Genomic DNA, 14,061 nt, shown 5'->3' with positions numbered 1-14,061 from the left:
TCGCCGGCCGTCAGTCGTCCAGCTCGGTGCGCGGCACCATCTGCGGTGACCAGGGGAACTGGTAGCGCGGGTCGGCGACGCCCCGGGCGAAGGAGTCCGCCACCGTCGGGGAGCTGACGATCCGCCAGTCCAGCTCCTTGTCCACCTCGAACCAGATCAGCCCGATGATGTCCCGGTGGCGGGGCAGCGCCCGGAACGTCTCGCGGATCCACTCGGCCTTGCGGCCCTTGCCGTCCGACGCACCGGTCTCGGTGATGACCAGCGGCTTGTGGGTGAAGGTACGGATCTCCTTGAGGGTCTCGTCGAAGATGTCGTCGAAGGAGCGGTACGCCGAGAACACCCCCGTGCCGTAGTAGCCGGAGACGCCCGCCCAGTCGACGTAGTCGTCGCCCGGATAGAGGTCGGCGAGCTTCTGCTTCGAGCCGGACCACCGGGCGTTCGGGCTCCACACCCAGATGACGTTGTCGGCGCCGACGTCCCGGAACAGGTTGTGCACGTGCCGCCAGGCCCGGACGTAGTCGCCCGGCTGGTTGCCGTTGACCATCTCGCACCACGGGTACCAGTCGCCGTTCATCTCGTGGGCGAACCGGATGGCGACCGGGTAGCCGAGTGACCGGATCCCCTCGGCCCAGGACAGCAGGTAGTCGTCGAAGTCGCCGCGTGCGATGTCGGCCAGCTGGTAGCGGGGCTGGTCGGCCCGCAACCGGTCGATGGTGCGGGCCGCCATCTTCTTCTTCCGGGCCGTCTGGTCCAGCTGGTAGTCCCAGGGTTCCCACCCGAGCATGGGCAGCATGCCGCGATCCCGGATCCGGTCGAAGAGCGCCCGGTCGAAGGTGTCGGACGCCCACCCGGAGCTGAAGAGCATGACCTGCGGCTGGTGCCGCGCGGCTGCGGTGAAGGAGTCCACCGCCGCGAAGTCGTACGGGCCCTGTTCGGTCATCACGCCGACGAACGCCTTTCCGGCCGGCGGGAACAGCTCGCGGCGCGGGGTGGGCGTCGGACTCGGCGCGGCCGTCACCGCCCGGTCGGTCGGGGTCGGCCCCCGCCCCCAGGACGTCGTCCGGGGCGCGATGGCGAAGGCGTACGTGAGCAGCAGCGCGCCGATCAGCGCCAGGCTGACCCGCGGGACGGTCAGCCTCGCCACGGCACACCCCGCTCGGCGGTCACCAGCGACCTCCGCGTCTGCCGGGCGCCGCTTCCGACGGGTACGGCGGCCTCCGCCGGGTCGGCCTCCTCCTCGCGGCCGGCGGCCAACCGGGACGCGAGGGCGATCAGCGGTGGGCCGAGACCGGTCAGCAGGGTCAGCAGCGGCCACGCCCGCAGCAGGGTGTAGTCGGTGTGCAGCAGGAAACTCGCGCCGAGCAGGGCGGCGGCGAAGGCCGCCCAGCAGAAGTGCAGCCGGAAGGTGCCGAGCGACTCGGTGGTGCGCAGCTTCCCCTTGGCCGTCACCACGAAGCCGAGCTTGCGCCGCAGCAGCGCGCCGACCCCGGCGGCGACATAGATGGGACCGGCGAAGAGGGCCAGCGCCATGCCGACCAGCCCGATCTCCTCCCGCTCGTGCGGCGCGATGTTGAACCGGCGCAGCCAAAGCCAGAGCAGGAACCAGGCGCCGATGCTCGATCCCCAGAGCACCCCCCAGACGGTGACGTCGAGTTGGGCCGAGCTCACACCGGTGAGCAGGTACAGAGCGGTGGCGAGGTTCCCCAGCAGGAGGCTCACCGCCACGCTCGGGTAGTAGAACTGGAGCAGCCGGTAGTGCCAGCGCCGCCGCGAGCGCAGTTCGCGGGGCGCGCGCAGGTCGGGGCGGACCAGGATCTCGCAGATGCCGGCCGCCCAGCGCTTCTGCTGGTTGAAATAGTCCGCCCAGGAGGTCGGGCCCTCCCCGATGGCCACCACGTCGGGGGTGTAGACGCCCTTCCACTGGTTGCCCGTCTCGGGGTTGGCGGCGGCGTGGATGCGGATGCTGGTCAGGTGGTCCTCGATGATCGAGTCCTGGTAGCCGCCGATGGTCCGCCACGCGGTCGGCCGGTAGAGGTGGCCGGTGCCGGTGAGCAGCGGCGCGTCCAGGCCGTTCCCGCCGCGCGCGATCAGCCCGTTGTAGAGGTACTGCTGCACCGACGCGCCGTGGGCGACCACGTTCTGGTGCATGTTGCCGTAGACCTGCGGCGTGACCACGAAGGCCACGTCGGGGTCGCGGAAGTAGCCGAGCGTCCGTTCGAGGAAGTTCGGCAGCGGCACGTGGTCCGGGTCGACGTTGGCGACCACGTCGTAGTGGTGCTCGTGTTCGGCCCGCCAGGCGTTGTGGTTGCCCGACTTCGTCCGGGCCCGGAACTCGCCGCTCGGCTGGTTGTACTCCGGCCGGCCCTTGCGGCTGAAGTGCCGTACCCCGAGCCGCGCGGCCATCGCCCGCACCGCCGGGTCGTCGCCCTCGTCGAGGATCCAGACGTCGACTCGGCCGCAGTAGACGATCTGGGTCATCCGTCGCAGGGTCCGCTCGGCCACGTCGAGCGGCTCCTTGCTGGGCACGATGGTGGTGAGCAGGGCCACCCGCAGGCCGACCGGGGGGTCGACCGGGACCGGGTCCCGGGCGTGGAAGGCGAACACCCAGACCACGACGTTCTGCGCGAGCCGGATCAGCTCGACGCCGACGACCACGCAGAAGCCGATCCGGGCCGCCGTCGTCTGCCAGCCGCCGAACCCGACCACGCCCGCTCCGGGGACGTGCGCGGGCAGCAGCAGCCACCCGATGAGCAGCAGGCCGGCGGCGCTGTTGACGAGGACGAGCAGCGTCAGCATGAGCCGCGCGGCGGGCGAGAGCACGTGGCGGAACTCCACCGGCGCCCGCGGGTGCCGGGGCGCGACCAGCGGCCCGGCGGTCGCGCCGCACTTGGCGTACGCGAGGCGGGCCCTGATGTTGCGCTGCCGGCGGTCGGGTTGCGGACCGGACGAGGGCGGGGCCGAGGTGAGCGCCGTGGGCCCACCGCCGGACGTCTCCTGCGTGGCGGGCCGGGACGGGCGGGTGTCGGCGACGATGCCCACGGTGCCTCCCAAGGCTGTGGCTGATCCGGACAGGTGCGAAACCGCGAGACGGGGGTGAATGGGAACCGGTGGACGGGTCACAGGTCGGTGCGCTCGTCGACCAGCAGGGCCAGCGTGAACCCGGTGGGCCGCCACACCTGGGACACCTCGTAGCGGGTCCGCAGCAGCCGCTCCGCCGAGCCGCCGACGGCGTCCACCGGGTCCGGCCGCGTGCCGGGGCCGATCACCCAGAGCCGCCGGACGCCCCACAGGCAGCGGGCGGCGTCGGTGCAGCCGGGGGTGGCGCGGTGCCGGTCACCGGTCGGTGCGCCGTTCGCCAGGACGTCCACCGGCCGGTGGTCGGCGGGCAGGTAGCGGGCGAGGGCGGTCCGGCCGCCCGGTACGCTGGTCGAGGCGTAGACCACGCCGTCGCCGGGCCGCAGCCGCTCCCCGATGATCTCGGCGAGCTGCCGGGTGGCCTGCTGATGGCCGTCGGGTTCCCGCACGGCGACCTGCACCGGCGCGCCGATCAGGGCGACCGCCGCCAGCACCCCGGCGGACCAGGGCACGCGGGTCCGGGCCAGGGCGACCGCGCCGAGTGTCGCCCAGGCCGGGAGGGTGACGAGCAGCCACTGCGGCCGCCAGACCGGCGCGACCTGGGCGACGAGCAGCAGGACGAGCGGCGGCACCAGCGCCCCGGCGGTGTGCAGGGCGGCGGTGCGGCGCAGCGGAAGGCTGAACAGGGCCAGGGCGAGCAGCACGCCCCCCAGGGCGGCGACGCCGAACAGCTCGCCGGGGGTCGCGGCCAGCGCCGCCAGGCTCGGTCGCGCCGCCAGGGCGATCGGCGCGCCGTGCTGGCTGGCGAACCGGACCAGGGCGGCGGCGGGCAGCGCGCCGACGGAGGCGGCGATCAGCCAGCGGACCGCCACCCGGCGGCGGAAGGCGCAGACGATCCACCCGTGTGCGGCGAGCAGGAGCGCTCCGACGACGACGTTGCCCAGCCCCAGCACCGCCACGGCAGCGCCGTAGGCGGCGAAGCGGCGGAACCCCGGTCGTTCGACGGCCGGCACCAGGAGCGACGTGGCGAGCACGGCGAGCAGCAGGGTCACCGCGTACGGCTGGGCCTCCTGGGCGTACCGGGTGGAGGTCGGCAGCAGGGCGAAGAGGAGACCGGCGACGACCCCCGTGCGCGGCGTGAACATCCGGGCCGCCAGCGCCCCCACCAGCGCCGCCGCGACGGTCATCGCCAGGATGGAGGGTCCGCGCAGGGCGAGGTCGGAGCTGCCGAAGGCTGCCGCCCACGCGCGCACCAGGAGGTGGTACGGCGCGACGGTGACGTCCTCACCGCGCAGCGCCGACCAGGCGTCCGGCCAGGACGAGGCGGCCCGTTCCCAGGTCGTGAGTTCCTCCGCCCGCAGGCCCGGTCGGCCCGCCCCGAGGAGACCGAGCGCGCCCATCAGCAGCGCCGGCAGCAGCCACGGCGCGGGACGCCACCATCGGGAGTCCGCCACCGGACGGGCCGGGACGGCACCGTGGTCCTCTCCCCAGGGATCCTCGACGCGCAGCTCGGCCACCCCGAGCCGGGGCAGCACCATGGTTTCCGCGTCCATCATCGTGTCTCACGCATCTCCGTGGGTTCCGGCCGTCGAGGCCCAGGGCCGCGCGCGGGCACGCCGGGCCGGTGGGACCGGTGGCGTACGGGCGGCGCGGCGCACAGCGCGCCAGGCGGGTTCCTGGGTCGCGTACTGGCTGACCTCTGGAGCATAGGAACCCAAAACCCCACAGAGTGCTCATATGCCGTAAAAGGCGTGGGACAGGCACGTTCGGCCCATCGCCCCGTCCCCGTCCCGCCCGCGGCAGGGCCCCCGGTCGCACGGGCCGCCGCTGACTTTTGTCATGCCCGGCGGTGCACCTCGCATCGACCGTCATGACCGAACGCACTGGAGCCGGGACCGTCCTGCCGACGAGACTCGACGTGTCACCGGGGAAAACGGCCGGTCGAGTTCGCGAAGGGAGTCGTCACGGTGGACGAGCGCTACGACAGCTACTGCGCCGCGGATCGGCTGTTCTACGACTCGCTCGGCAGCGCGGTCGCCCAGCCGGTCTTCCCGGCCGCCGAGCGGCCCGTCCCGGCCGGCTGGCGGCGCGAGCCGCTCGACGACTGGCTGATCCACGCGCCGGACGGCGGCTCGCTGCCGCAGCAGGGCTGGAAGATCCACGTGTCGGCGGGCCTGGCGAACGCCGAGCGGGTGCTGGACGCCGTCTGGGCGTACTGCGTCCCCCGTGGACTCTCCTTCAAGTTCCTCCGCGGCCCCCGCACCCTGCTGATGCGCAACTCCAAGTACGCCAGCCGCGCCGCCAGCGGCAAGTTCATCACCGTCTACCCCCGCGACGAGGCGGAGCTGGAGCTGGCCTGCAAGGAGCTCGACGAGCTGCTCGCCGGCGAGCCCGGGCCGTACATCCTCAGCGACCTGCGCTACGGCACCGGCCCGGTCCACGTCCGCTACGGCGGCTTCGCCGCCCGCTACTGCCGCTCCGCCGACGGGCAGGTGGTGCCGGCGATCGAGGACGACTCCGGCACGCTGGTGCCCGACCGCCGGGACCCGGTCTTCCACGTGCCGTCCTGGGTCACCCTGCCGGACTTTCTCGGCCCGCACCTCGCCGCCCGGAGCGCCACCAGCACCGACGAGGTGCCCTACCGGATCGAGCGGGTCATCCACTTCTCCAACGGCGGCGGGCTGTACGTGGGCCGCGACCTGCGGACCGACACCGAGGTGGTGCTGAAGGAGGCGCGGCCGTACGCCGGCCTGGACGCCGACGGCACCGACGCGGTCGCCCGGCTGGCCCGGGAGGGCGCCGTCCTGCGGCAGCTCGCCGACCTGCCGCAGGTGCCCCGGGTGCACGACGAGTTCACCCTCGGCGAGCACCGGTTCCTCGCGCTGGAGTTCATCGAGGGCCGCTCCCTCAACAAGGTGCTGGTCGACCGGTACCCGCTGATCGACGCCGACGCGACCGACGAGGACCGGGCGGCGTACGTGCGGTGGGCGCGGCACGTCCACGAGCAGGTCGAGGCGGTCGTCGCGGCGATCCACGAACGCGGCCTGGTCTACGGCGACCTGCACCTGTTCAACATCATGATCCGCCCGGACGACCGGGTCGCGCTGGTCGACTTCGAGGTCGCCGCGCCCATCGCCGGCCACCGCCGGCCGGGACTGCGTAACCAGGGCTTCGCGGCACCCCGGGACCGCACCGGGCCGGCGGTCGACCGGTACGCCCTGGCCTGCCTGCGCCTGGCGCTGTTCCTGCCGCTGACCCAGCTGGTCCGGCTCGACCCGGCGAAGGCGGCGCACCTGGCCGACATCATCGCCGCCACCTTCCCGGTGCCCCGCTCCTTCCTCGACCCGGCCGTCGCCGAGATCACCGGCGCACCCGTCCCCTACGCCCCGTACGCCGCCCCGGACCCCGGTGACCGGCCGGCCCTGCGGGACCGGCTGGGCAGCGCGATCCTGGCCAGCGCCACCCCGCACCGGGACGACCGGCTCTTCCCCGGCGACATCGAACAGTTCCGCAGCGGCGGCCTCAACCTGGCGCACGGCGCGGCCGGCGTCCTGTACGCCCTCGCCGAAAGTGGTGCCGGACGCCGGCCCGAACATGAGGACTGGCTGGTCCGGCACGCCACCGCACCACCGTCGGGCACCCGCTGCGGCTTCTACGACGGCCTGCACGGCGTGGCGTACGCCCTGGAACACCTCGGCCGCCGCCAGGACGCGCTGGACATGCTCGACATCTGCCTGCGGGAACCCTGGGACGGGCTGGACCTCAGCCTGGCCGGCGGGCTCGCCGGGATCGCCCTCAACCTGGCCGAACTGGCCGGCCGCACCGGGGAGACGTCGCTGCGCGACGCCGCCTGGCGGGCCGTCGAGCGGGTCGTCGACCGGCTCGGTGACGACCCCGGGCCCGACATCAGCGGCGGCCACCACCCGTACGCCGGGCTGCTGCGCGGCCGGACCGGAGCGGCGCTGATGTTCCTGCGCCTGCACGAGCTGAACGGCGACGAGACGTTGCTGACGCACGCCGCCACCGCGCTGCGCCAGGACCTGCGCCGGTGCGTGCTGCGCCCGGACGGCGCGCTGGAGGTGAACGAGGGGTGGCGGACCATGCCGTACCTGGCCAACGGCAGCGTCGGCATCGGGCTGGTGCTGGACCAGTACCTGCGGCACCGCGCCGACGACGACTTCGCCGAGGCGAGCGCGGGGATCCGCCGGGCCGCCCGGTCACCGTTCTACGCGCAGTCCGGGCTCTTCGCAGGCCGGGCCGGCATCATCGCGTACCTCGCCGCGAGCCCGGACGACGCGGACCGGCGGGCGGAACTCGCCGCCCAGCTCGACCGGCTGTCCTGGCACGCGCTGCCCTACCGGGACGGCACCGCCTTCCCCGGCGAGCAGCTGCTGCGGCTCTCCATGGACCTCGCCACCGGCACCGCCGGCGTGCTGTACGCGCTGGCCTGCGCGCGGCCCGACGAGCCGGCGGTGCTGCCCTTCCTCGCGCCGCTACCGGGCGCGCCGAGACTCCCCCGCGTCAGCGGGGGCGACCCGAACGACCGACCAGCGAAAAGGAGGTGACACGACATGGCGCTTCTCGACCTTCAGGGTCTGGAGATGGCTCCGGCCGACCGCAACGGTGGTAGCCGGGCGAGCCTGCTGCTCTGCGGCGACAGCTCGCTCTCCGTCACGACCTGCAACTGATCCGTTCACCACGCGGGGCCCCGGGTGGGCAGACGTGCCCACCCGGGGCAACCGGCGTACCACCGGGAGGACCGATGCGGACGTGGGCCCCGGGGGACCGCCTGCTGCACCGGACGGTACGCGCGGGCGGCGGCTGGACGGTCCTGCTCACGGCGGTCGCGCTGCTCGGCGCGGCCGCCGAACTGCTGCTCCCCGCGGCGCTCGGCGGCGCCGTCGACGCCGCCCTCGACGGCGGTTCCCCCTGGTGGGCGATCTGCGCGTGCGGCCTCGTCGTCGTCCTCGTCGGCACCGACACCGGCACCGACCTGGCCGGCGGATACGGCGCCGCCCGCGCCACCGCCCGACTCCGCCGGCGGTTCCTGCGTCACCTCTTCGCGCTGGACGTGCGCGCCACCCGGCACCATCCGGTCGGTGACCTCGTCGGCCGGCTGGTCGGCCAGGCCGCCGACGCGGGTCAGGCCGGCAACTCGCTGGTGCTGGCCGTGGTGACCGCGCTGCCGCCGCTGGGCAGCGTCGTCGCCCTCACCCTCATCGAGCCGGCGCTCGGCGTGACCCTGCTCGCCGGACTCGGGCTGCTCACCGTCCTCATGCGCGCCTTCGTCACCGACGCCTCGGCCGTCGCCCGCCACTACCAGCGGGCGCTGGGCAGCATCGCCGGCCGGCTGCTGGAGTCGCTGACCGGCGCGCGGACCATCGCCGCCGCCGCCACCGGCCGGCACGAGGCGGAGCGGGTCCTGGCCGGCCTGCCCGAGCTCGGTCGGCACGGTCGACGCGGCTGGGAGCTGCTGGCCCGCGCCAGCGCGCGTACCTCCGCCGTGGCGCCCCTGCTGCACCTGAGCGTGGTCGCCGTCGGCGGGTACGCGCTGACCGCCGGCTGGCTCACCCCGGGACAGCTCGTCTCCGCCGTCCGGTACGCCGCCATGGGCGCCGGGCTGGGCGGTGTGCTCGCCACGTTGAACCACCTCGTCCGCAGCCGGGCGGGCGCCCACCGGGTCGCCGAGCTGCTGACCCGACCGGTCATGACCGGCGGCGACCGGGCCCTCCGGCCCGGCCGCGGCGCGCTGCGCCTGCGCCGGGTCACCGTCCGCGCCGACGACGGCCGGCCCGTCCTGGACCGGGTCGACCTGGACGTCCCGGCCGGCGCCACGGTGGCCGTCGTCGGGACCTCCGGGGCCGGCAAGTCCACCCTGGCCGCGGTGGCGGGACGGCTGCACGACCCGGATTCGGGCGAGGTGTGCCTCGACGGGGTGCCCCTGCCCCACCTCGATCCGGGGGCGCTGCGCCGGGCCGTGGGCTACGCCTTCGACCGGCCGGTGCTGATCGGCGCGACGGTGCACGACGCGGTCGGGCTGGCGCTGCCCGCCGCGTCGGCCGCCCCGCCGGCCGACGGGGCACCCGCCACCCCGGCCGTGCTGCGGGCGACCCGGACGGCGGCGGTCGACGACGTCGTCGCCCGGCTGCCCGACGGCTACCGCACCCCGCTGGCGGAGACCCCGCTCTCCGGTGGGGAGACCCAGCGGCTCGGTCTGGCCCGCGCCCTCGCCGCCGAACGGCTGCTCATCCTGGACGACGCCACGTCCAACCTGGACACCGCCACCGAACACCGGATCGCCCAGGCGGTGGCCGGGCGGGCCGGCGAGCGTACCCGCCTGGTGGTCACCCACCGGACCGCGACGGCCGAGGCGGCCGACCTGGTCGCCTGGCTCGACGACGGCCGGCTGCGCGGCCTCGCTCCGCACCGGCGGCTCTGGGCGGACCCGGCGTACCGCGCGGTCTTCCGGCCGGCCGGCGGTGCGTCGTGACCGGTTCCGGCGTACGCCGGCTGACCTGGCAGGCGCTGCACGCCCGGCGGCGGGACCTCAGCCGGCTGGCCGGGTGGTCGCTGGTCGAGTCGGTCCCCGCGCTGCTCTCCGGCTACCTGGTGGCCCGTGCCGTCGACGACGGCTTCCTGGCCGGGCGGCTCGGCACCGGCCTGGCCTGGCTGGCGGCCCTGGCGGTGGCCGTGCTGGTGGGCGCGGCGGCCACCGGCCGGACGTACCGGAGTCTCGGCGCGGTGGTCGAGCCGTTCCGCGACGAACTCGCCGCCCGGGTGGTCCGCGCCGCGCTCCGCGACGCCACCCGGCCCGGCGGACGCCCGGACAGCGCCGCCGTGGCCCGGCTGACGCACCAGGTGGAGATCGTCCGGGACACCTTCGGTGGCCTGCTGATGGTGACCCGGGGCTTCCTCTTCGCCGCCGGCGCCGCCCTGATCGGCCTCTTCGCCCTGGCCCCGGTGGTGGCGGCGCTGGCCGCCGCGCCGCTGGTCGTCGGCCTGGCGGTCTTCGTCGCCGCGCTACCGGCGATGGCCGGGCACCAGCGCGCGTACGTCCGGGCCGGCGAGCAGCTCGGCCAGGCCGCGGCGACCGCGCTGGCCGGGCACCGGGACGTGCTCGCCTGCGGCGCGCAGGAGCGCGTCGTGGCCGAGGTGGAACGTCGGGTGTCGGCCCAGGCCGCCGCCGAACGGACGGTCGCCCGGATGGCCGCCGTGCGCAGCGTCAGCCTCGGCATCGGCGGCTGGCTGCCGCTGGTGGTGCTGCTGCTGGCCGCGCCGTGGCTGGTCACGCGAGGGCTGACCGCGGGCGCGGTGCTCGGTGCGCTGATCTATCTCTCCACGGGGCTGCAGCCGGCGCTGCACACCCTCGTGCAGGGCGTCGGCGGCGGTGGCCTGCGCTACGCGGTGACCCTGGAGAACATCCTGCGCACCTGCCCGCTGCCCGACGATCCGGCTGCGCCGGCCGCCCGGACCCCGTCCCCGGGCCCGTCCCCCGCCGTACGGGCCCGCGGGCTGACCTTCCGCTACGGGCCGCGGGCCGAGCCCGTCCTGTCGGACTTCTCGCTGACCCTGGCCGACGGCGACCATCTCGCCGTGGTCGGGCCGAGCGGCGTCGGCAAGTCCACCCTGGCCGCGCTGCTGGCCGGGCTGGTGCCGGCGCAGTCCGGCACGGTCGAGCTGGCCGGTACGACGGTGACCGGCACCGACCCGGCCGCGCTCGCCCGGCTGCGGGTGCTGGTCCCGCAGGAGGCGTACGTCTTCACCGCATCCCTCGCCGACAACCTGCGTTACCTGCGGCCCGACGCCGACGACCGGACGCTGACGGCGGCCCTCGACACGCTGGGCGCGGGCCCGCTGGCGCGCCGCCTCGGCGGGCTGGCCGCGCCGGTCACGCCGGCCGTGCTGTCGGCCGGCGAGCGGCAGCTCATCGCCGCCGTCCGGGCCTGGCTGGCACCCGCCCCGCTGGTGATCCTCGACGAGGCGACCTGTCACCTCGACCCGGCGCTGGAGGCGACGGTCGAGGACGCCTTCGCGCGGCGGCCCGGCAGCCTGGTGGTGATAGCGCACCGGATCAGCTCCGCGCTGCGGGCCCGCCGGGTGCTGGTGCTCGACGGCGACGAGCCGCTCCTCGGCACGCACGAGGAGCTGCTGGCCCGCTCCGCGACCTACCGGCAGCTCGTCGGCGCCTGGGACGGTCTTCCGGTGCCACCAGGGAGGGCCGCCGCCCGGCGGAGCTGAACCGCCGGTCAGATCCAGCCCGCCTCGCGGGCCACCCGGACGGCCTCCACCCGGGTACGCGCGCCCACCTTGCGGGCGATCCGGCCGAGATGGTTACGGACGGTGCCGCAACTGAGCCCCAGCGACACCGCGACCTCGGCCACGGGCGCGCCGGCCGCGGTCAGCGACAGCACCTCGGTCTCCCGGCTGGTCAACGGTCCGTCCGCGTGCAGCGCCGCCACCACCAGGTCCGCGTCGAGCACCGCCTCCCGGCGGGCCAGTCGCCGGATCCCGTCGACCACCCGCTGCGGGGTGACGTCGCTGCCGAGGATGCCGACCGCCCGGGTCGCGGAGAGCATGCCGCGCAACCCCCGGGCCCGTCGGGGATGGGCGAGCAGCAGGAGGGGACAGGCGCCGGCCGGGCCGGAGGCGTCCCCCGCGACGAGGTCCAGATCGGCGACCACGACGTCGGGGCGCTGGGCCCGGACCGCCGGCCGGACCGCGTCGCCGCGGTCCACCTCCGCGACCACGCTGATGTCGTCCTCGGCGGCCAGGACGCAGGACAGCGCGCCGCGCACCAGGGCACCGTCCAGAGCGAGCAGGGTACGAATCACGGTGAACCTTTCCGGCATTCGTCTACACCGATCACTCAACGTCAGCATTCAAACACGTTACGGACCGGTGCGCACGGTGGCGGGCGGGCCCCGAAACCCTGCCGGTGCCCGCCCGCCGACGGTCAGAGCCAGCCGTCACGCCGGGCGCGCCACACCGCCTCCATCCGGTTGCGGGCCCCGGTCTTGCGCAGGATCGCGGACAGGTGGTTGCGCACCGTCCCGTGTGCCAGGAAGAGCCGGGCGGCGATCTCCTTCAGCGGAAGACCCTCGGCGGCCACCCGCAGCACGTCCAACTCCCGGGCGGTCAGCGGCACCTCCCGTGGACTCAGCACCGCCACGGCGGCGGCCGGATCGATCGCCCGTTCCCCGGCGGCGAGCGCACGGATCGCCCGGACCAGGTCCACGAGCGACCCGTCCTTGCCGATCAGTCCCCGCGCCCCGGCCGCCAGGGCGGCCTCCACCAGCGCCGGACTCCACCGGTGGCTCATCACCAGCACGGCGGTGTCGGGCACCTCGACGGTGATGCCGGCGACCACCGCGACCGGGTCGGGCAGTTCCGGCGTCAGCGCCAGCACCACCACGTCCGGCCGGCACCGCCGGACCACCGTCAACAGGTCGCCGCCGTCCGGCACGTCGGCGACGACGTTCATGTCCTCCTCACTCGACAGCGCGGCGCAGAGCGCACCGCGCAGCAGTCCCATGTCCTCGGCCACGACAACGTGGATCGCCACGTCTCTCCGATCTCGGGGTACGCGTCACGCCGGCCACCGTCCCAACTCCTCCACCAGGTCCGGTCGGGGCCGCTCGCGCGCGAACGGACAGGCCCGGGGCCCACGGCACCCACCACGGCGGGCAGGCCGGGGCACCGTTCGTCCACGCCGGCGGGCGGACCGGGGTGCGGGCCGGCCGCCGGGGCGGAGAGACAGGCCTCAGCCGGGGCGGGCGACCACCGAGGGAGACCGGCCGGGGACGACGAGCGTCCCGGCCTCGCGGGCCCGGCCCGCGGCGCACCGCGTCAACCAGCCGGCCGCGGCGGAGAGACCGGAGCCGGGCTGCGGTCCGTGCGGGGCCGCGGCGGCGGCCTGGTCGGTGAGAGGCAACGGCCCGGCGGGGCGAGGCGACGACGCCAGCGCCAGGCGCACCCGGGCGCCGCCGGACCCGACCGGCCCCACCGATCCGGCCGACCGCGTCGGCCCGAATCCGCTGGCGGACGCGGGCGCCGGGACCACACCCGGCACCACCGGTATCGCGTGCGGCTGCGGCGTGCCGGCTGACCTCGGAGCCGCGGGCAGCGGCACGGCCGGCGGGCCGGACACCGGAGCCACCCCCGCCCCGGACGGCGGCGGCGACGGGGACGACGGCGCCGGCGGCCCGAGGATCGGAGCGGTCACCGCGCCGAGAACGGGCGCCAGCACGGCATCGGTGACCCGGGTGAACGCCGTGACGACGGCTCCGACCGGCCCGGCGCAGACGACCCGCAGCACCTGCCGCAGGGGGGCGACGACGAGCCCCACCACGGACGGTCCGGCCGGCGTCAGGATCGAGCCGGGCGCGGCCACCCCGGCGGAGACCGGCTGCCGTCGCCGGTCGACGGCCCGGGACCCGACGTCCGCACCGGGAACCGCCCGCCGGTCGGCGCGGGCGGGGCCGGGCCGGACCGCGGGCCGCCCGACCACCCCTGCCACCACCGGCGTACGGGTCGCCGGTCCGGCGGCCACCTCGGGTCGGCCCGGTGCGGTCGTCGACCGCGCCCGGTGAATGCCGCCGACCGTGGTCCCGATCGGGACGGCCGGTCGGCGCACCGGACGGTCGTCGGCTCCGACGGTCGGCGTCGGCGTGCTCCGCGATGCGGGCGTGGTCGACGTGCCGCCGAGGGCGACCCGCACGGTCGCCCCGATCAGCGGGGAGACGAGGGGCTCGCGGGCGTCACCGGAGCTGCCGCCAGCCGGGTCGCTCGCGGCCGCCGGCCCGCCGAACAGAGCGGCCGCCAGGAAGCCGGCGCCCACGGCGGCCAGAATCAGCGCGACCCGCCGGAGGAGTCGACCCCGGTCGGGGGAACCCGACACCGGCCGACCCGGCACCACCGGGGACTCGGGACGACTGGCCGGGCATCGCACGCGGGGGCGGCCTCTCTTCCGTCGGGAACGCTGACCCA

Annotated in this window: 10 protein-coding genes; 4 read left to right on the top strand and 6 right to left on the bottom strand. The window is 75.7% G+C overall.

Going from position 1 to position 14,061, the window contains the following annotated elements:
• Positions 1-10: 10 nt before the first annotated feature.
• The 3 genes from ABUL08_RS07195 to ABUL08_RS07185 form a co-directional block, all read right to left on the bottom strand.
• Positions 11-1,144 carry a glycoside hydrolase family 26 protein gene (locus ABUL08_RS07195; RefSeq protein WP_350935706.1) on the bottom strand — a complete coding sequence of 378 codons (1,134 nt, stop codon included), beginning with the start codon at positions 1,142-1,144 and terminating at the stop codon, positions 11-13.
• Entirely contained in the window at positions 1,132-3,039 is a 1,908-nt protein-coding gene (locus ABUL08_RS07190; RefSeq protein WP_350935704.1) for a glycosyltransferase family 2 protein, read from the bottom strand. Before ABUL08_RS07190 ends, ABUL08_RS07195 begins: the two co-directional genes overlap by 13 nt.
• Positions 3,040-3,116: 77 nt before the next feature.
• Positions 3,117-4,631, bottom strand: coding sequence for a glycosyltransferase family 39 protein (locus ABUL08_RS07185; protein ID WP_350935702.1), 1,515 nt, complete (start codon positions 4,629-4,631; stop codon positions 3,117-3,119).
• A 411-nt stretch (positions 4,632-5,042) separates the two neighbouring features.
• Between ABUL08_RS07185 and lanKC the strand changes: the two genes are divergently transcribed.
• From lanKC to ABUL08_RS07165, 4 genes are all read left to right on the top strand, one after another.
• Positions 5,043-7,640 carry a class III lanthionine synthetase LanKC gene (lanKC, locus tag ABUL08_RS07180; RefSeq protein ID WP_350935701.1) on the top strand — a complete coding sequence of 866 codons (2,598 nt, stop codon included), beginning with the start codon at positions 5,043-5,045 and terminating at the stop codon, positions 7,638-7,640.
• 6 nt (positions 7,641-7,646) lie between these two features.
• Complete coding sequence (locus ABUL08_RS07175; RefSeq protein WP_350935699.1) at positions 7,647-7,763, top strand: SapB/AmfS family lanthipeptide; 117 nt, start codon at positions 7,647-7,649, stop codon at positions 7,761-7,763.
• A gap of 74 nt (positions 7,764-7,837) precedes the next feature.
• On the top strand, positions 7,838-9,565 hold the full coding sequence (locus tag ABUL08_RS07170) for an ABC transporter ATP-binding protein (protein WP_350935697.1): 1,728 nt from the start codon (positions 7,838-7,840) through the stop codon (positions 9,563-9,565).
• Positions 9,562-11,313, top strand: coding sequence for an ABC transporter ATP-binding protein (locus ABUL08_RS07165; protein WP_350935694.1), 1,752 nt, complete (start codon positions 9,562-9,564; stop codon positions 11,311-11,313). The genes ABUL08_RS07170 and ABUL08_RS07165 overlap by 4 nt, the downstream gene beginning before the upstream one ends.
• Positions 11,314-11,321: 8 nt before the next feature.
• On the opposite strand, the gene ABUL08_RS07160 is transcribed toward ABUL08_RS07165, so the two are convergent.
• The 3 genes from ABUL08_RS07160 to ABUL08_RS07150 all read right to left on the bottom strand — a co-directional run bounded on the left by ABUL08_RS07160 (position 11,322) and on the right by ABUL08_RS07150 (position 13,972).
• Positions 11,322-11,906: a response regulator transcription factor gene (locus tag ABUL08_RS07160; protein ID WP_350935692.1), complete on the bottom strand. Its 585-nt coding sequence runs from the start codon at positions 11,904-11,906 to the stop codon at positions 11,322-11,324.
• 122 nt (positions 11,907-12,028) lie between these two features.
• Entirely contained in the window at positions 12,029-12,637 is a 609-nt protein-coding gene (locus ABUL08_RS07155; protein ID WP_350935690.1) for a response regulator transcription factor, read from the bottom strand.
• A 198-nt stretch (positions 12,638-12,835) separates the two neighbouring features.
• Positions 12,836-13,972 carry a hypothetical protein gene (locus ABUL08_RS07150; RefSeq protein ID WP_350935689.1) on the bottom strand — a complete coding sequence of 379 codons (1,137 nt, stop codon included), beginning with the start codon at positions 13,970-13,972 and terminating at the stop codon, positions 12,836-12,838.
• Positions 13,973-14,061: the final 89 nt, after the last annotated feature.

The sequence above is a fragment of the Micromonospora sp. CCTCC AA 2012012 genome (assembly GCF_040499845.1).
Lineage (GTDB): Bacteria > Actinomycetota > Actinomycetes > Mycobacteriales > Micromonosporaceae > Micromonospora > Micromonospora mangrovi.
The sequence above is the reverse complement of the archived record's forward strand: the minus strand, read 5'-3'. Positions and strand labels throughout refer to the sequence as shown.